The sequence below is a fragment of the Pseudomonas bohemica genome, assembly GCF_002934685.1.
GTDB classification, from domain to species: Bacteria; Pseudomonadota; Gammaproteobacteria; order Pseudomonadales; family Pseudomonadaceae; genus Aquipseudomonas; species Aquipseudomonas bohemica.
The window spans coordinates 1-17,140 of the sequence record NZ_NKHL01000087.1 but is presented as its reverse complement, the minus strand read 5'-3'; the positions used below and the strand labels follow the sequence as shown (position 1 = coordinate 17,140).

General features: G+C 59.2%; 11 protein-coding genes, 2 tRNA genes and 1 pseudogene. 10 read left to right on the top strand and 4 right to left on the bottom strand.

Annotation, left to right across the window (positions count from 1 at the left end; all coding sequences use genetic code 11):
- Positions 1–127 precede the first annotated feature (127 nt).
- The 3 genes from CE491_RS05385 (at position 128) to CE491_RS05375 (ending at position 4,404) form a co-directional block, all read left to right on the top strand.
- Positions 128–1,453, top strand: coding sequence for an OprD family porin (locus tag CE491_RS05385; RefSeq protein WP_110947327.1), 1,326 nt, complete (start codon positions 128–130; stop codon positions 1,451–1,453).
- A 198-nt stretch (positions 1,454–1,651) separates the two neighbouring features.
- A complete protein-coding gene (locus tag CE491_RS05380) occupies positions 1,652–3,367 on the top strand; it encodes a proline--tRNA ligase (RefSeq protein WP_110947326.1) in 1,716 nt (571 codons plus the stop codon).
- An 80-nt stretch (positions 3,368–3,447) separates the two neighbouring features.
- Entirely contained in the window at positions 3,448–4,404 is a 957-nt protein-coding gene (locus CE491_RS05375; RefSeq protein WP_110947325.1) for a hypothetical protein, read from the top strand.
- 23 nt (positions 4,405–4,427) lie between these two features.
- Here the strand turns inward: CE491_RS05375 and dinB are convergent, their stop codons facing one another.
- Entirely contained in the window at positions 4,428–5,486 is a 1,059-nt protein-coding gene (dinB, locus tag CE491_RS05370) for a DNA polymerase IV (protein ID WP_110947324.1), read from the bottom strand.
- A gap of 248 nt (positions 5,487–5,734) precedes the next feature.
- On the opposite strand from dinB, the gene CE491_RS05365 reads away from it, so the two are divergent.
- The 4 genes from CE491_RS05365 (at position 5,735) to CE491_RS05350 (ending at position 10,414) form a co-directional block, all read left to right on the top strand.
- Positions 5,735–5,811: transfer RNA gene (locus CE491_RS05365), tRNA-Met, on the top strand.
- A 238-nt stretch (positions 5,812–6,049) separates the two neighbouring features.
- Positions 6,050–6,126: transfer RNA gene (locus tag CE491_RS05360), tRNA-Met, on the top strand.
- 344 nt (positions 6,127–6,470) lie between these two features.
- Complete coding sequence (gene mprF, locus CE491_RS05355) at positions 6,471–9,113, top strand: bifunctional lysylphosphatidylglycerol flippase/synthetase MprF (RefSeq protein ID WP_110947323.1); 2,643 nt, start codon at positions 6,471–6,473, stop codon at positions 9,111–9,113.
- The gene (locus CE491_RS05350) at positions 9,113–10,414 is read left to right on the top strand and encodes a virulence factor family protein (RefSeq protein WP_110947322.1); all 1,302 of its coding nucleotides are present in this window, start codon (positions 9,113–9,115) and stop codon (positions 10,412–10,414) included. The genes mprF and CE491_RS05350 overlap by 1 nt, the downstream gene beginning before the upstream one ends.
- Before the next feature lie 211 nt (positions 10,415–10,625).
- Here the strand turns inward: CE491_RS05350 and CE491_RS05345 are convergent, their stop codons facing one another.
- Positions 10,626–11,423, bottom strand: a complete 798-nt coding sequence (locus tag CE491_RS05345) for an NAD(P)H-dependent oxidoreductase (protein ID WP_110947321.1) — start codon at positions 11,421–11,423, stop codon at positions 10,626–10,628.
- An 88-nt stretch (positions 11,424–11,511) separates the two neighbouring features.
- Here CE491_RS05345 and CE491_RS05340 point away from each other — a divergent pair, with 88 nt between their 5' ends.
- Positions 11,512–12,432 carry a LysR family transcriptional regulator gene (locus CE491_RS05340; RefSeq protein ID WP_110947320.1) on the top strand — a complete coding sequence of 307 codons (921 nt, stop codon included), beginning with the start codon at positions 11,512–11,514 and terminating at the stop codon, positions 12,430–12,432.
- A gap of 180 nt (positions 12,433–12,612) precedes the next feature.
- On the opposite strand, the gene CE491_RS05335 is transcribed toward CE491_RS05340, so the two are convergent.
- On the bottom strand, positions 12,613–14,511 hold the full coding sequence (locus tag CE491_RS05335) for a potassium transporter Kup (RefSeq protein WP_110947319.1): 1,899 nt from the start codon (positions 14,509–14,511) through the stop codon (positions 12,613–12,615).
- A 272-nt stretch (positions 14,512–14,783) separates the two neighbouring features.
- Between CE491_RS05335 and rimO the strand changes: the two genes are divergently transcribed.
- Together rimO and CE491_RS05320 are read left to right on the top strand one after the other, a co-directional pair.
- Positions 14,784–16,121 (top strand): 30S ribosomal protein S12 methylthiotransferase RimO, encoded by a 1,338-nt coding sequence (rimO, locus tag CE491_RS05325; protein ID WP_110947317.1) that lies wholly within the window; start codon positions 14,784–14,786, stop codon positions 16,119–16,121.
- A gap of 180 nt (positions 16,122–16,301) precedes the next feature.
- Entirely contained in the window at positions 16,302–16,751 is a 450-nt protein-coding gene (locus CE491_RS05320) for a GNAT family N-acetyltransferase (RefSeq protein WP_110947316.1), read from the top strand.
- A 136-nt stretch (positions 16,752–16,887) separates the two neighbouring features.
- Here the strand turns inward: CE491_RS05320 and CE491_RS05315 are convergent.
- Positions 16,888–17,140: pseudogene (locus CE491_RS05315) on the bottom strand (alpha/beta hydrolase); the annotation flags it as partial.

Here is a 17,140-nt window from a genome sequence, read left to right as displayed (position 1 = left end):
GGTTCGTAACTATCGCCAATAATGTCAGCGTGATATAAGTTTCGCCGACACCAAAAAGAAAGAGCCGCCCAGATAAAAAACAGGTGGACGGCAGTACTCTTCTTAAAACCAAAGGAGCAAAGTCACGATGAGAGTGATGAAGTGGAGCGCAATCGCCCTGGCCGTTACTGCGGCCAGTACCCAATTGGCATCGGCTGCGGCATTCGTAAGCGATCAGTCCGAAGCAACTGGTTTTGTTGAGGGTAGCAAGCTGGACGTCAAGGCCCGCAACTACTACTACAACCGCAACAAGAAAGACGGCGCGGTTGATGACAAAGACTGGACTCAAGGTTTCTTGGGCAACTTCAGCTCCGGTTATACCCAAGGCCTGATCGGTGTTGGTGTAGATGCATTCGGTTACGCTGGCTTCAAGCTGGACGGCTCCGACAAATATTCCGGTTCGGGCAACTTGACGACCGACAGCGAAGGTCGCAACCACGACAGTTTCGGCAAAGCCGGCGTTGCTGCCAAGTTCCGCATCTCCAAAACCGAGCTCAAAATTGGCGACATGCAGCCTGTGAACCCGGTTTTCGCAGTCGGCGGCTCCCGCCTGTTGCCACAGACCGCCAGCGGTCTGACCCTGCAGAGCAGCGAGCTCGCAGGTCTTGACGTGGAAGCAGGCCGCTTCTACTCCGGCACCAGCCAGGACACAACCAACCGTGATGGCGAAATCTGGGCTACCTACGCTGGCGTGACATCCAAATCCGCTACCTACGGCGGTGGCAAGTACGCCATCACTGACAGCCTGGGCGTTGCGTTCTACTACAACAAGCTGGAAGACGTGTGGAACCAGTACTACGGTAACGTGAACTACGCGCTGCCGCTGACCGACGACCAGTCCCTGGCCTTTGACGTTAACTACTACAACACCTCGGATACCGGCAGCAAAAAAGCTGGCGATATCACCAACAACACGTTCTCGCTGTCTGCCGCCTACTCCTTCCTGGCAGCACATACCGTTACCGTTGCGTTCCAGAAAGTTAATGGCAACACGCCGTTCGACTACATCGGTATCGGCGATAACAACCGCGGTGGCGACTCGATCTTCCTGGCCAACTCCATCCAGTACTCCGACTTCAACGGTCCTGGCGAGAAATCCTGGCAGGCGCGCTACGACCTGAACATGGCTCCGTACGGCGTACCTGGTCTGAGCTTCATGACCCGTTACATCAACGGTAAGGACATCGACGGCACCAAGATCGACGCTGGCAGCCCATACCAGGCGTACGGTTACGGCGCTGACGGTAAGCACCACGAGACCAACCTGGAAGCCAAATACGTCGTTCAGACCGGTCCTGCAAAAGACCTGTCGTTCCGTATTCGTCAAGCTTGGCACCGCGCCAACGCCGACCAGGCCGAAGGCAATGTGGACGAGTTCCGTCTGATCGTCGACTACCCGATCTCGGTTCTCTGATAGCGCCGCGATTCATCATCGAATCGCGCTGCAAGTCACTACCGAAAAAGAAAAGCCCGGCCCTGCGCCGGGCTTTTTCATACCTGCAAAGGCGTCAAATCCAAACCTGCCCGATTGCCGTCCGCCCTGTACTCGACCGTATCACCCCCGTACAATGCCAGGTCATTTCCCAGTCACAGCAACCGACGACGGCCGACCATGCGTACCAGTCAATATTTGCTCGCCACACAAAAAGAAACGCCGAACGATGCGGTCGTGATCAGCCATCAGCTGATGCTCCGCGCCGGCATGATCCGCAAGCTCGCCTCCGGTCTCTATACCTGGCTGCCCATGGGCCTGCGCGTTCTGCGCAAGGTCGAAGCCGTCGTTCGCGAAGAAATGAACGCTGCCGGTGCACTGGAAGTATTGATGCCGGGTATCCAGCCAGCGGAACTGTGGCAGGAATCCGGTCGCTGGGAGCAGTACGGCCCCGAGCTGCTGCGCCTGAAGGACCGTCACGATCGCGATTTCTGCGCAGGTCCAACTCACGAAGAAGTCATCACGGATCTCGCTCGCAATGAACTGAGCAGCTATAAACAGCTGCCGATCAACATGTACCAGATCCAGACCAAGTTCCGTGACGAAATCCGCCCACGCTTCGGCCTGATGCGCGGTCGTGAATTCATCATGAAGGACGCCTACTCGTTCCATGCGACTCAGGATTCCCTGCAGGAAACCTACGACCGCATGCACCAGGCGTACTGCAACGTGTTCACCCGTCTGGGCCTGAACTTCCGCCCTGTGGTGGCCGACAACGGCTCGATCGGTGGCGCGGGTTCGCACGAATTCCACGTACTGGCCGATTCCGGCGAAGACGACATCGTGTTCAGCGATACCTCGGACTACGCCGCCAACATCGAGAAGGCCGAAGCGATCCCACGTGAGAAATCCCGTGCCGCCGCCACCGAAGAGTTGCGCCTGGTCGATACGCCGAATGCCAAGACCATTGCCGCCCTGGTCGAGCAATTCGGCCTGGCCATCGAAAAGACCGTCAAGACGCTTGTGGTTCATGCCGCCGAGGAAGGGAAGCTGATCGCGCTGATCATTCGTGGCGACCACGAACTCAACGAAATCAAGGCTTCGAACCATCCGTTGGTGGCCAGCCCGCTGGTCATGGCCAGTGAAGCGGAATTGCGTGCCGCCATTGGCGCGGGCGCCGGTTCCCTCGGTCCGCTGAATCTGCCGTTGCCTTGCATCATCGACCGCTCGGTCGAGCTGATGAGTGACTTCGGCATCGGTGCCAACATCGATGACAAGCACTATTTCGGTGTGAACTGGGAACGTGACCTGCCTGTTCCGGAAGTCGCCGACCTGCGCAACGTCGTCGCCGGTGACCCAAGCCCGGACGGCCATGGCACCCTGATCATCAAGCGCGGCATCGAAGTCGGACACATCTTCCAGCTGGGCACCAAGTACAGCGATGCGATGAAGTGCCAGGTACTGGGCGAAAACGGCAAGCCAGTCACCCTGACCATGGGGTGCTACGGCATTGGTGTTTCCCGGGTGGTGGCTGCGGCCATCGAGCAGAACAACGACGAGAACGGCATCATCTGGAGCGACGCACTCGCACCTTTCCAGATCGCCCTGGTGCCGTTGCGCTATGAAACCGACGCTGTTCGCGAAGCGACCGACAAGCTATATGCAGAGTTGACTGCGGCCGGTTTCGAGGTGCTGCTGGATGACCGTGACAAGAAAACCAGCCCAGGCATCAAGTTCGCGGACATGGAACTGATCGGCATTCCCCATCGCATCGTGATCAGCGACCGCGGCCTGGCCGAGGGCAACCTGGAGTACAAGAGCCGCACCGAGTCCGAAGCTCAGGCTCTGCCAGTGGCTGACGTGCTGTCCTTCATCACGAGCCGGATCAACCGCTGAGTCGACGGGGCGCCCGCTTTCATCGCGGGCGCGCCCTCATTGACCTGTTTTGTCTTGCCTCATCCGCACCAAGAGATCTCATGTTCAAGCGAAGTTCCTCAAGTTTGGCGGGCGCCGCGTTATGCGCCAGTCTGCTCGTCAGCGGTTGCGCCAATCATCTGGCTCAACGCAGCGAACACGAAGAGCGGATCGACCGCAAACTGCTCGATCATAGCTTTCAAATAGACGTCGGCGAACCCAAGACCCTGGAGCTGCCGCAACGCCGTATCCGTATCCACGAGCTGAAAACCTTCGACATCACCGAATACGACGTTACGCGTCATTACGATCGCTATACGCCGTATCAACCCTGGCGGGAAATCTACGAAATTCCATTGGGTGCCGTGGCGATCGTCGCCGGTGTCGGCGCCAATGTGGTGAACGTGCTGACCTTCGGCAGCCTGCCCGACAGCGTGACCAAAGACTGGCTCAGCTACGGCATCGCGGGCATCAATCCATTCATGAATGCCCCCTCTCACGGACGAGCCCAACAAAACCTGGCAGGTATAGATGAGGTCCAGCGTGACCACCGGATCGAGCATACGAGCCTGCCGTGGAGCGAAAGCCCGGTCGAGATCAAGGACGGCAAAGACACCAACGAACTGAACACTGACCGCAATGGCGTTCTGCGCATCAATCTGCTCGACAGTCCGTTTGCCGAACAAGACCTGAGCCATGTGACACAGTTGGGGTTTAAGGTTCAGGACGACCAGTCCAACGTGCAGGCCACCGCCAGCCTGCCACTGAGCAAATCGTTGCGCGGCAAGCTGATCGAAGCCCACGGTCTGATTTACGACGATCTTGAAGACGACGAAGTGAGCCAGTGGGTGCACCGGGTCAAGCGTCTGTCGGAACTGGGTCTGGAAGAGGAAGCCAGCGACCTCGAGCAATCACTGATCGAAATGACCCGCAATGACCCGCAGCTGCAGCACGAATTTCTGCGTTCGCTGGCGAAGGATGCCGGTCGTCTGGTCGCCGTTCCTGAAGGTAGAGAGTAAAGCCGGTAGCGAGTAAACCGGCGTCAGCTAAATAGCTGCAGCTGTTCATGGGCGCCGCGCAGATCGTGCAAGCGCACACCAATCCCGAGCAGTCGCACCGGTTTGCCGCCGCGTGCGAAAGCCTGAGAGAGCAACTGCTCGTAGCTTTCCAGATCCCTGCCCGCTCCCGCCTGCTCCAGCGTCGTCTGGGTGAAATCGTGAAACTTCACTTTCACGAACGGCTTGCCCGGCCGATAGAGCGTATCGATGCGGGAGAGCCGGCCGTTTAGGTTGTCCAGCAGATCCGGAAGCTTTTCCAGGCAACTTGCCAGATCAGGCAGATCGGTATCGTAGGTGTTTTCCACGCTGACGGACTGACGGCGGCTGTCGTTCTGCACCGCCCGCTCGTCGATGCCATGAGCCAGATTCCACAAGCGCTCACCGAAAGAGCCGAACTCACGCACCAACGACAACTTGCTCCAGCCGCGCAAATCCGCACAACTGACGATCCCCAGCCGGCCCAGCTTGTCGGCTGTGACCTTGCCCACCCCATGCAGCTTGGAAACAGGAAGCTCGGCGACGAAGGCCTCGACCTGATCCGGCGTGATGACAAACAGGCCATTGGGCTTGCGCCAGTCGCTGGCGATCTTGGCGAGAAATTTGTTCGGCGCAACCCCGGCTGAAACGGTGATGTGCAGCTGGTTCGAGACGCGCTTGCGAATGTCCTGGGCGATGCGTGTCGCGCTGCCAGCAAAATGGCTGCACTCGGAAACATCCAGGTAGGCTTCGTCCAGCGATAAGGGTTCGATCTGATCGGTGTAGTCGCGAAAGATGGTGTGAATCTCTTTCGATGCTTCTTTATAGGCATCCATTCGCGGCTTGACGATGGTCAGGTCCGGGCAAAGCGTCAGCGCATGCCGAGACGACATGGCCGAGCGCACCCCATAAGCCCGCGCTTCGTAGTTGCAGGTCGCGATGACCCCACGACGGTCTGCCGATCCCCCGACTGCCAGAGGCTTGCCTGCCAGACCCGGATCGTCGCGCATCTCAATGGCGGCGTAGAAACAGTCACAGTCGATATGGATGATTTTGCGCTGCGGCATAACGTGAAGTCGTAGGAAAACGGTTGTGCAGTATCTCATTCAGGCAACGGTCTGACACTCGCCGCGCGAAACAGCTTGCATTGGTTCGATTGCGCGGACACACCCGTCATTGCGCTGACAGGCCCGTGCAGCCAGCCTCGGCTGTCGGTGATGACACAAGCCAGGCGCTAACCGATTGAAGAAAAAGCAGTTTTTTCCGCTATAAGCTTGACACCACGGCGATCCTCTGTAGAATGCCGCCACACAGACGCGGGATGGAGCAGTCTGGTAGCTCGTCGGGCTCATAACCCGAAGGTCGTCGGTTCAAATCCGGCTCCCGCAACCAAACATCGAAGAAGCCACTCAACAGAGTGGCTTTTTTGTGCGCGTCAGAAAATCGCCCCCTCATTATTGATGAAATATCTTTCATCAATAATGGCGCCCTACCCTGTGGCGTCGTCCAGATAAAAGCCTTGTCCGACCGCAACTTAGGCATGCCATCGGCGTAAATGCGGTTATTTTGTCGATCCTGAGGTTTAAAGGTTGACAGGTTGTCGTTCGGCTGTAGAATGCCGCCTCACAGACGCGGGATGGAGCAGTCTGGTAGCTCGTCGGGCTCATAACCCGAAGGTCGTCGGTTCAAATCCGGCTCCCGCAACCAACGTTTAAAAAAGGCTACTCGAAAGAGTGGCCTTTTTTTTGCCTCGACGAAAAGCGCCGAACAGCATGGATAATTGCTGGTCACATTTCGTTGTCGGACCGATTTGTTCACACCTGGTTTGTTGCCATAGGTTTCTCGACGCGCCAGATTCCGTGCCCGTTGCGGACACGTAAGCGAGCAACCGAATCTGGACTCATCGGTCACGAAACGTATCTGCCGTAATCGTCCGTTAGACTATTCGCCCGTTAGACGCAGGCGCTAACATCCTGAATTATTTTTTGCGTAGGGATTGGTAACTTGGCTGTATACCCCCATCCTGTCGCGCACGATCCAAGGAGTGATTGATGCGCGCCAACCCATCCGACACAAATGAAGCGGTCCCGGAAAATCCTCCGGCCCCACCTGCCCGGCTGCGCGTACGCGAACTGGTGAGCAAATACCGCCAACCTATCGGGTTGGCCGTCACCATCATTCTGTTCGCCCTGGCGTTGATTGCCTGTCGGCACATGCTCACCGAGCTCGACATCTATGCATTGCAAGACTCCCTACTGAGTGTGCCCATGCCTTCATTGGCGGGGGCGGTGCTGGCGACGGTCATTGGTTTTACTATCCTGCTGGGCTATGAATGGTCTGCCAGTAAATACGCCAACGTCGAGCTGCCGCCCAAGTCGCTGGTGATGGGCGGGTTCTGCGCGTTTGCCATTGGCAACGCAGTAGGCCTGTCGATGCTGTCCGGCGGATCGGTGCGCTATCGCCTGTATTCGCGTCTGGGGCTTGGCGCCAGCGAAGTCGCCCACATGACGCTGTTCGCCAGCCTGTCGCTGGGTTGCGCTTTGCCCCCACTGGCGGCACTGGCGACCTTGAGTGACCTGCCTGCCGCATCGCTGGCGCTGCACCTCTCGGTTCCGGTGCTGGCGAGCATCGCCATTGCCGTGCTGGCGATCAGCCTGATCATTGGCGTGGCGGTTTATCGTCGCCGGCTACCGGAGCAGAACGTCCCGCATAACCTGCTGGTTCGAGCCGGACGCCGGACGCTGCGCCTGCCAGGCTTGCGTCTGACGCTGATGCAACTGGTAATCACCGCTCTGGACGTTGCCGCCGCGGCTGCTGTCCTCTATCTGCTGCTGCCGTCTGCCCCACCTTTCGGTGCCTTCCTGCTGGTTTACTTGCTGGCGCTGGCCGCTGGCGTTCTGAGCCACGTACCGGGTGGCGTCGGTGTCTTCGAAGCGATCCTGCTCGCGGCATTCGCTGACGAACTGGGTGCGGCACCCCTGGCTGCGGCGCTGTTGCTGTATCGTTTGATTTACGTGGTATTGCCGCTGTTGGTCGCCTGTCTGGCGTTGCTGTTCAGCGAAGCCAAACGCTTTCTGTTCGCACGTCAGGCCATGCGTGTTGCATCCGGTCTCGGCGCGCCGATCCTGGCCTTGCTGGTGTTTCTGTCCGGCGTGGTGTTGCTGTTTTCCGGCGCCACACCGGAAATCGACACACGCCTGGAAAGCCTTGGCTTCCTGATTCCACACCGGCTCATCGACGCTTCGCACTTCGGCGCCAGCCTGATCGGCGTGCTCTGCCTGTTGCTGGCGCAGGGTCTGCGCCGGCGGCTTTCTGCAGCCTGGATGCTGACCACCATTCTGTTGTTCGTAGGCTCCATCCTGTCGATCCTCAAGGGCTTCGATTGGGAGGAAGCCAGCCTGCTGCTGCTGACAGCCTGTCTTCTAGCCATCTTCCGCCGCTCGTTCTACCGGCCGAGTCGCCTGCTGGAGCTGCCCTTCTCGCCGCTGTATCTGGTGGCGAGCATTTGCGTGCTGGGCGCCTCGTTCTGGTTATTGTTGTTCGCCTATCAGGACGTGCCGTACAGCCATCAGTTGTGGTGGCAATTCACCCTCGACGCCGATGCCCCGCGCGGTCTGCGCTCGGCGCTGGGTAGCGCGGTACTGCTGGTGATCGTGTCACTGACCTGGCTATTACGCACCGCCCGCCCGCAAATCGACCTACCGGACGACGCGCAACTGGCCAAGGCCGCCGAGATCATCAAGGCATCCAACCAGCCTGATGGCGGCCTGGTGTTGACCGGCGACAAGGCCGTGTTGCTGCACCCGGACGGCAACGCATTCCTGATGTACGCCCATCGCGGGCGCAGTCTGGTGGCGCTGTACGACCCCATCGGTCCGACCCAACAGCGCGCCGAGCTGATCTGGCAATTCCGCGACCTGTGTGACGTGCACCATGCGCGTCCTGTGTTCTATCAGGTGCGCGCCGAAAACCTGCCGTTCTATATGGACATCGGCCTGACCGCCATCAAGCTGGGTGAAGAAGCCCGGGTCGATCTGATCAAGTTCGACATCGAGGCCAAAGGCAAGGAAATGAAAGACCTGCGCTACACCTGGAACAGGGGTGGTCGCGACGGCCTGTCACTGGAAATCTACGAAGTCGGCCAAGCGCCGATGGATGAGCTGAAGGTGATTTCCGACGCCTGGCTGACGGGCAAGAACGTGCGTGAAAAAGGCTTCTCCCTGGGCCGTTTCAGCCTGGATTACCTCAAGCATTTCCGCATCGCCATTGTTCATTTTCAAGGTAAACCCGTGGCGTTCTCCAACCTGCTGGAAACCTCCCGGCAGGATCTGGCGAGCCTGGACCTGATGCGCTCGCATCCGGATGCGCCGAAGCTGACCATGGAATTCATGATGGTCGGCCTGATTCTGCATTACAAAAAGGAAGGCTACGCTCGTTTCAGCCTGGGCATGGTGCCGTTGTCGGGCCTGCAACCAAGACGTGGCGCACCGTTGACCCAGCGTCTGGGTTCGATGGTCTTCAGTCGCGGCGAGCAGCTCTACAACTTCCAGGGCTTGCGTCGCTTCAAAGACAAATTCCAGCCTGACTGGGAACCTCGTTATATGGCCGTGCCCGCGGGACTCGATCCGCTGGTGGCACTGGCCGACACCGCTGCCCTCATCGCGGGCGGCCTGACTGGATTGGTGAAACGCTGATGATTCAACGCTACTGGCGCTTTTTGCTTGCAGCCCTGGTAATCCTGGTGGTGGCACTGGGTTTCTGGCTGTGGAACCGCCCCGCCGCACAACCGACCTTGGAACACATCACCCTGGACGATGGTTCGGCGCTGATTCGCGCCACCCCGTCGACCAAGGTCAAGACACGGGTCGCCCTGGCCGTGACCACCGAAGACGCGATGACCGAGAAGCAAGTCCTGGCCCTGAGCTATGACGCATCAGCTCAAGTCATACAGGTTGTCCTGCCCAAAGACGACTGCCAACTGCAGGAGAAGGCCTTCAACGCCGCGCTGCAAAAGCTCGATGGCGCGCCGGATGTGGTTGCAGGCATCAGCGCTGGCGGCTCGGTGGCGTGGGACTGGCTGGCCGGTCAGAACAACGACAAGGCTCGGGCCATTTCGGTGAATTTCGTTCTTAATCAGCCGGACTGCAAAACCCCGGCGCCGAAAGCCGCGGCGCATGGCAAATGGACCGTGGCCTGGAACGACGGCCCGGATGACGAGACGGCGGTGTTCGTGCGCGACACGCCCAACGCCGAAACCAGCATCAGCGACTACGACATCAAATACCCGCAGATTTTGAATACCGAAGTCCGTCACCTGCTGATTGCCGATGACGCCAACGGCGGCCTGAACATTCCTGTGGTAGAGGTGCCTTCGAGCCAGCCATCGGACACCGTTACCCTGTTCCTCTCCGGCGATGGCGGCTGGCGTGACCTGGACAAGGATGTGGCGGGTGACATGGCGAAATCGGGCGGTTATCCGGTCGTCGGCATCGATACCCTGCGCTACTACTGGGAACACAAATCCCCGGAGCAGACTGCAACCGACCTGAGCGAGCTGATGGCACACTATCGGCAGAAATGGGGCGCCAAACACTTCGTGCTCGCCGGTTATTCATTCGGCGCCGACGTGTTGCCTGCGATCTACAACCGATTGCCGGAAGAAGATAAGGCGCGCGTCGACGGCATCATCCTGCTGGCCTTCGCACGCAGCGGCAGCTTCGAGATCGCCGTAGAAGGCTGGCTCGGCGCCTCCGGCAAGGAAGCGGCGACCGGCCCGGAAATGGCCAAGCTGCCGGGTGACAAGGTGTTCTGCGTTTATGGCGTGGAAGAAAAGGATGAAAGTGGCTGTACCGAAGCGACCGCCCCCGGTCAGAAGCAACAGCTGCCAGGTGGCCATCACTTTGATGAGGACTACCCTGCCCTCGCCAAGCGTCTGATCGCCGTCATCGACAAGTGGAAAGGCAAGGAAGCGCCTGAGTCGGCCAGCGCTGACTGAATCCCGGTCGTAAAAAATCCCCGGCGGCTCACGACTGCGGGGATTTTTTTACGTGTGGGCTGGCAACATATGGCGCCGGTAGCATCGCGTCTCCCTCTCCGCGGCACTTGGGAGCAGGGGATCGATGCCAATATCGTCCCGAAGCGATAGTTAAATCGGCCTCGGGCGTGTCCGGAGCGTAGTGCTCTCCTCCATGACGGCTATCACTTGCTCATTTGGGTGGGACGGCTTCTACGCTCAAATGAATGCCGAGATCATGGCGACCCGGTGCAAGATCGGGACGAAGGGTCAACGCTGGGATTTCATAATCGCCGTCGTTCTGCGTACGAAATGGCAGTGGTTGAGCAGTGAACAGGCCGTCCAGTCGAGCAGCATAGCTTGAGCAAATCTGCTCGAATCTCTTTGCGTCCACCTTGTGCGTCTTGTAGATCGGGAACGGAGCAAGCACTGTAAACCCGGGATAGAACAACACTCCGTGCTGTATAGGGAACAGCAGATCGTCTAATCCTCCGTTTACTCCTCTGCCGCTGTAGTGGGATTCCCAGCCGCCCATCGTGACGACGAGCATGGCGCGTTTACCGGCCAATGTGCCCTGGCCGTAGCGATCCCCCCAATGGCTTTCACTGTGTTCACCCACTCCATAGGCAAAGCCGTGAGCGTAGACGCGCTCAATCCAGCCTTTAAGGATTGCCGGCATCGAGAACCACCACAGGGGAAACTGGAAGACAACGGCATCTGCCCACAGCAACTTTGCTTGCTCAGCCTCAATGTCAGGCGGTTGTATCCCTGCGGCGAATGTCCGTTGGGATTCTACGGCGGGATTGAACCGCTCATCGGCGGTGTATCCCGGAGCATCAGCGGTATCCAGGACAGCTTTCCAATGCATCGCGTATAGGTCGGAAACATTCACCTGATGACCCGCTGCCTGCAGGTGACTGACAGCGAAGTCCCTAAGAGCGCCGTTAAGCGATCGCGGTTCGGGATGTGCATAGATCAACAGAACGTTCATGGGTAGCTCCGGCTTGAAGGGGTTGTACCGAAAATACCGATCTGATCGACTATGCTGGAAATGAATTCCGGAAACATCAGGTATTGCCATGCACAATATCTTGCGGCGTCTTGACCTCAACTTGCTTGTGACGCTCGACACATTGCTGGCAGAGAAAAACGTCACCCGTGCTGCTCGGCTCCTCAATCTGACGCAGCCAACGGTCAGCCTTCAGCTCGGTAGGCTACGTCAGGTGCTGGACGACCCCCTTTTGTTGCCCGGCCCGAGGGGTATGTCCACCACTGCCAGAGCTCAAGCGTTGCGCGGGCCGTTACGCCAGGCACTGGCGGCTTTGGAAGACGCGCTTACTCCTGGGGCGCCTTTCGATCCATTGCAGGCAGATCACACATGGAGAGTCGCTGCCAGTGACTATGCAACAACTGCCTTGATCTGGCCGTCGCTCGCATCGCTAAGACGCCAGGCTCCGGGCACGCGCCTGGCGTTGATCAGCAAGCTCCCGAGTAACCTGGCTGCGGACTTGGAAAACGATCGCCTCGATCTTGCGTTACATACTCGCGATGAAGCTCCTGCGAAGTTGCGTCAGCGCTCTTTGATCAATGAACGCTATGTGCTCGCAACTCGAATCGATCACCCGGCGCGAGCCTCTTCCATGTCGCTGGAGCGCTTCTGTGATCTGGAGCACGCAGTCATGTCCCCAGACGGGGGTGGATTTTCGGGAAGCACCGATCTTGCTCTTGCTGCCAAAGGACTGAGCCGGCGGGTTGTGCTTTCAGTGCCCAACTTCAATTCACTGATTACAGCGCTAACCCATAGCGACCTGGTTGCCATGGTACCCGAGAGGTTGGTGCGCAATCAGCCCAGACTTCACGTAGAAGAGCCACCGCTGCCAATCCCAGGTTTCGAGATCCTGATGCTTTGGCCCGAAAGGCTGCACCGCGATCCGGCACACGCCTGGCTTCGAGAGTTGATCGCAAAGGCCCTTGAGTGCAGCCCTTACGGGGCTGTTTAGACCAATACCGATTACAACCGCTCGTGTGTCGCGCTGATCGCGCGATGTATCGGCCGTACGTTTACGCACCCATGGGAATCCTTGCTTGCAGGTCCGCCATTGCAGCGTGGCAGTCGAGTGACAGACGGCTGGCGCACCAAGGCGTCCTCTGGCTAAAAAAGCGCCGTCAACGCTCTCGATCTACATCTCCACCTGCGTACCCAACTCGATCACCCGGTTGAATGGCAGCTTGAAAAACCTCAGGTTGCCGTTGGCGTTTTTCAACATGAAGGCGAACAGCCCTTCGCGCCAGCGGGCCATGCCCACCAACTTGGACGACACCACGGTCTCGCGGCTGAGGAAGTAGGTCGTGCGCATCGGGCTGAAGTCGAGTTCGGCCAGATGGCACAGTGTCAGCGCGGCCGGCACGTCCGGCTCGTCGATGAACCCGAAATGCAGGATCACCCGGAAGAACCCTTCGCCATAGCCTTCGACCTCGAAGCGCTGCGCTGCGGGAACCCGGGGCGTGTCCTCATAAACCACCGTCAGCAATACCACTTGCTCATGCAACACCTGGTTATGCAGCAGGTTATGCAACAAAGCGTGAGGCACGGCATCAGGGCGAGCGGTGAGGAACACTGCAGTGCCCTGCACGCGATGCGGCGGCTGCACACGGATACTGCTGATGAAGATCGGCAGCGGCAGACCGCCCTCGTTGATGCGATCGACCAGTAGCTGCTTGCCGCGTTTCCAGGTGGTCATCAAGATGAACAGCGCGATACCGGCCAGGAACGGGAACGCACCACCCTGCACCACTTTCGGCACGTTGGCGGCGAAGAACATGCCGTCGACGAACAGGCATCCCAGCAGGATCGGCACGGCCAGCAACGGCGGCCATTTCCAGGCCAGCAGCATGACCGAAGCCACGAGGATGGTAGTGCACAGCATCGTGCCCGTCACGGCCACGCCATACGCCGAGGCCAGGGCGCCAGACGATTCGAAGCCCAGCACCAGCAGGATCACCCCGACCATCAGCGCCCAGTTCACCGCGCCGATATAGATTTGGCCCTGCGCGTCACTGGAGGTGTGCTGGATGTACATGCGTGGAATGTAACCAAGCTGGATGGCCTGCAAGGTCATGGAAAACGCACCGGAAATCACCGCCTGGGACGCAATAATAGTCGCCAGCGTGGACAGGCCAATCAGCGGCAACAGGGCCCAGTTCGGCGCGAGCAGATAGAACGGGTTGCGTACGGCCTCCGGATTTTCGATCACCAGGGCGCCTTGCCCGAAATAGTTGAGCACCAGCGCCGGCAGCACCAGAGCGAACCAGGCGCGTGAAATCGGCTTGCGACCGAAGTGGCCCATGTCCGCGTACAGGGCTTCGGCGCCGGTCAGTGCCAGCACCACCGCGCCAAGCACCGCGACACCGATTCCAGGATGGTCGATGAAGAACCGTACCGCCCACACCGGATTGACCGCATGCAGCACCTCCGGCTGCTGGACGATGCCGTGGATGCCAAGCACGCCCAATGTCACGAACCACAGCACCATGATCGGGCCGAACATCACGCCGATCCGCGCAGTGCCATGGCGCTGGATCAGAAACAGGGCCACCAGCACGATCAAGGCAATCGGCACGACCCAGTGGTCCAGGCCATCGAACGCCAGCTCCATGCCCTCCACCGCCGAAAGTACCGAGATTGCCGGGGTGATCATGCTGTCGCCATAGAAGAGCGCTGCGCCGAACAGGCCGAAGACGATCATCGTCGCCTGCAGTTTCGGGTATTTCGAAGAGGCGCGACGGGCCAATGCCGTCAGGGCCATGATCCCGCCCTCGCCATCGTTGTCGGCGCGTAGCACCAGCGCCATGTACTTGAACGACACGACCCAGACCAGCGCCCAGAAAATCAGCGAGAGAATGCCCAACACCGAATCGTGACTTGCCTGCACACCGTAGCCGCCGACGAACACTTCCTTGATCGTGTACAGCGGACTCGTACCGATGTCGCCGTACGCCACTCCCACCGCGCCCACCAGCAGACTCAACGGTTTGACCGACGTATGCCCGGCCTCAGCCTGGCTAGTTGCGTGACCCATTTACCACTCCTGAACCCATGACCCGAGCACCGCGACACGCCGCTGTGAGATTGACCTGCGGCGTACCGGTAAATTCCGATGCACCCGGTCGACAATGGCCGCCGGGTTCAACGGCGCGAAGCATAGCGCAGCACCCGTCGTAATTCTCGGTATAACGCTGGTCAATCGCAGCTCTCATCGCTAGAATTGCGCACTTTTTGATCAGAGGCGCACCAAGCGCCCAGTCAGTGCCTTGGCCAATCGCCCGGGCATACCTACGCCGAGGTTAGTCAATGTCCACCGTCACCACGCCCGCCGCCCCCAAGGTCGGCTTTGTCAGCCTTGGTTGTCCGAAGGCGCTTGTTGATTCCGAACGCATCCTCACTCAGCTGCGCATGGAAGGCTATCAGGTCGTGCCGACCTACGAAGACGCCGACGTGGTGGTGGTCAACACCTGTGGCTTCATTGACAGCGCCAAGGCCGAATCCCTGGACACCATCGGTGAAGCCATCGCCGAAAACGGCAAGGTCATCGTGACGGGCTGCATGGGTGTGGACGAAAGCGTGATCCGCAGTGTGCACCCGAGCGTGCTGGCCGTTACTGGCCCGCAGCAATATGAGCAAGTGGTCAACGCCGTCCACGACGCCGCGCCGCCCAAGCTCGATCACAATCCGCTGATCGACCTGGTGCCGCCACAAGGCATCAAGCTGACCCCGCGCCACTATGCGTACCTGAAGATTTCCGAAGGCTGCAACCACAGTTGCAGCTTCTGCATCATTCCGTCGATGCGCGGCAAGCTGGTCAGCCGTCCGGTCGGCGATGTGCTCGACGAAGCCCAGCGTCTGGTCAAGGCCGGCGTCAAGGAGCTGCTGGTGATCTCCCAGGACACCAGCGCCTACGGCGTCGACGTCAAGTATCGCACCGGCTTCTGGAACGGCCAGCCGGTCAAGACCCGCATGACCGAACTCTGCCAGGCCCTCAGTTCGCTGGGCGTGTGGGTGCGCATGCACTACGTCTACCCCTACCCGCACGTCGACGAAATCATCCCACTGATGGCCGCGGGCAAGATCCTGCCGTACCTGGACATCCCGTTCCAGCACGCCAGCCCGAAAATCCTCAAGCTGATGAAACGCCCGGCCTTCGAAGACAAGACCCTGGCGCGGATCAAGAAGTGGCGCGAACAGTGCCCGGATCTGATCATCCGCTCGACCTTCATCGTCGGCTTCCCGGGTGAAACCGAAGAAGATTTCCAATACCTGCTGGATTGGCTGACCGAAGCACAACTCGATCGCGTCGGCTGCTTCCAGTATTCGCCGGTCGAAGGCGCGCCGGCCAACCTGCTGGACGCCCCAATCGTGCCGGACGACGTCAAACAGGAACGCTGGGACCGCTTCATGGCGCACCAGCAGGCCATCAGCGCCGCGCGCCTGCAGATGAAGATCGGCAAGGAAATCGAAGTGCTGATCGACGAAGTGGACGAGCAAGGCTTCGTCGGCCGTTCGTTCTTCGATGCGCCGGAAATCGACGGCAACGTGTTCGTAGAAAGCGATCTGGATCTCAAGCCAGGCGATAAGATCATGTGCCGCGTGGTCGATGCCGATGAATACGACCTGTGGGCCGAGACCATTTAAATGCTTCGCGCGCAAGCTTGCTCACACACATCAGGGTCGCTTGCTGTGGGAGTGAGCTTGCTCACGAATGAATTGTGACCTGCGGTCATCCTCAAACCCCTCCCTTGAAACGGCGGGGTTTGTTTTTTCTGGCTATCGTCTCCACATCAGGACAACGACAAGAACAGGAGAAGAGGCGACATGACCCACCACTCGGTCATTTACCTGCCGAAGAAGCACGACTACGCCGAACTGACCCGACTCTGGGAGGCTTCAGTCCGCGCGACCCATGACTTTCTGCCGGAAAACTACATCACCCTGCTGCGCAATCTATTGGAAACCCAGTATCTGGACGCGGTGAATCTGTTCTGCACCCGCGATTCGCAGCTGCATATCACCGGATTCGGCGGCACCACACCGGGCAAGCTGGAGATGCTGTTCATCGCGCCGGATTACCGGGGGTTGGGGCTGGGCAAAAAGCTGCTGGACTATGCCATCGAGCATTTCCAGGTGACGCAACTGGATGTGAATGAGCAGAACCCCCAGGCACTGGGTTTTTACGAGAAGCAGGGGTTCGAGATCGCTGGGCGCTCGGAGGTGGATGGGCTGGGCAGGCCGTATCCGATGTTGCGCATGAGGTTGAAAACGTGAAGTGACCAACTGTAGGTGCGCGCTTGCTCGCGGTTGCGGCGTGGCAGTCACCTTATCTGTATCAGCCATACCGTGATCGCGGGCAAGCGTGCTCCTACAAATGCCCGCGTCACCCGCGAAACAGACTTTAGTTGCGTCAGCGCTTCAGACTTTCCAACAGCACTTTGTTGAACTGCTGCGGATCCTGAATCTGTGGCGCATGTCCCAAGCCAGCGAACTCGATCAGCGTGGCCTGCGGAATCCGTTTGGCGGCGGCCTTGCCCAGTTCCGGGTAATTGCCCAGCGTCTTGCGCAGCGCTTCGGGTGCGGCGTCCTTGGCGATGGCCGTGTTGTCCTTCTGGCCGATAAACAGCACGGTCGGCATCGTCAACTTTTCGAAATCGTAGAAC

Bases quoted from the DNA above. Each gene is read 5' to 3' on its own strand.
- CE491_RS05385 (WP_110947327.1), top strand. From the start codon at position 128: ATGAGAGTGATGAAGTGGAGCGCAATCGCCCTGGCCGTTACTGCGGCC.
- CE491_RS05380 (WP_110947326.1), top strand. From the start codon at position 1,652: ATGCGTACCAGTCAATATTTGCTCGCCACACAAAAAGAAACGCCGAAC.
- CE491_RS05375 (WP_110947325.1), top strand. From the start codon at position 3,448: ATGTTCAAGCGAAGTTCCTCAAGTTTGGCGGGCGCCGCGTTATGCGCC.
- dinB (WP_110947324.1), bottom strand. From the start codon at position 5,486: ATGCCGCAGCGCAAAATCATCCATATCGACTGTGACTGTTTCTACGCC.
- mprF (WP_110947323.1), top strand. From the start codon at position 6,471: ATGCGCGCCAACCCATCCGACACAAATGAAGCGGTCCCGGAAAATCCT.
- CE491_RS05350 (WP_110947322.1), top strand. From the start codon at position 9,113: ATGATTCAACGCTACTGGCGCTTTTTGCTTGCAGCCCTGGTAATCCTG.
- CE491_RS05345 (WP_110947321.1), bottom strand. From the start codon at position 11,423: ATGAACGTTCTGTTGATCTATGCACATCCCGAACCGCGATCGCTTAAC.
- CE491_RS05340 (WP_110947320.1), top strand. From the start codon at position 11,512: ATGCACAATATCTTGCGGCGTCTTGACCTCAACTTGCTTGTGACGCTC.
- CE491_RS05335 (WP_110947319.1), bottom strand. From the start codon at position 14,511: ATGGGTCACGCAACTAGCCAGGCTGAGGCCGGGCATACGTCGGTCAAA.
- rimO (WP_110947317.1), top strand. From the start codon at position 14,784: ATGTCCACCGTCACCACGCCCGCCGCCCCCAAGGTCGGCTTTGTCAGC.
- CE491_RS05320 (WP_110947316.1), top strand. From the start codon at position 16,302: ATGACCCACCACTCGGTCATTTACCTGCCGAAGAAGCACGACTACGCC.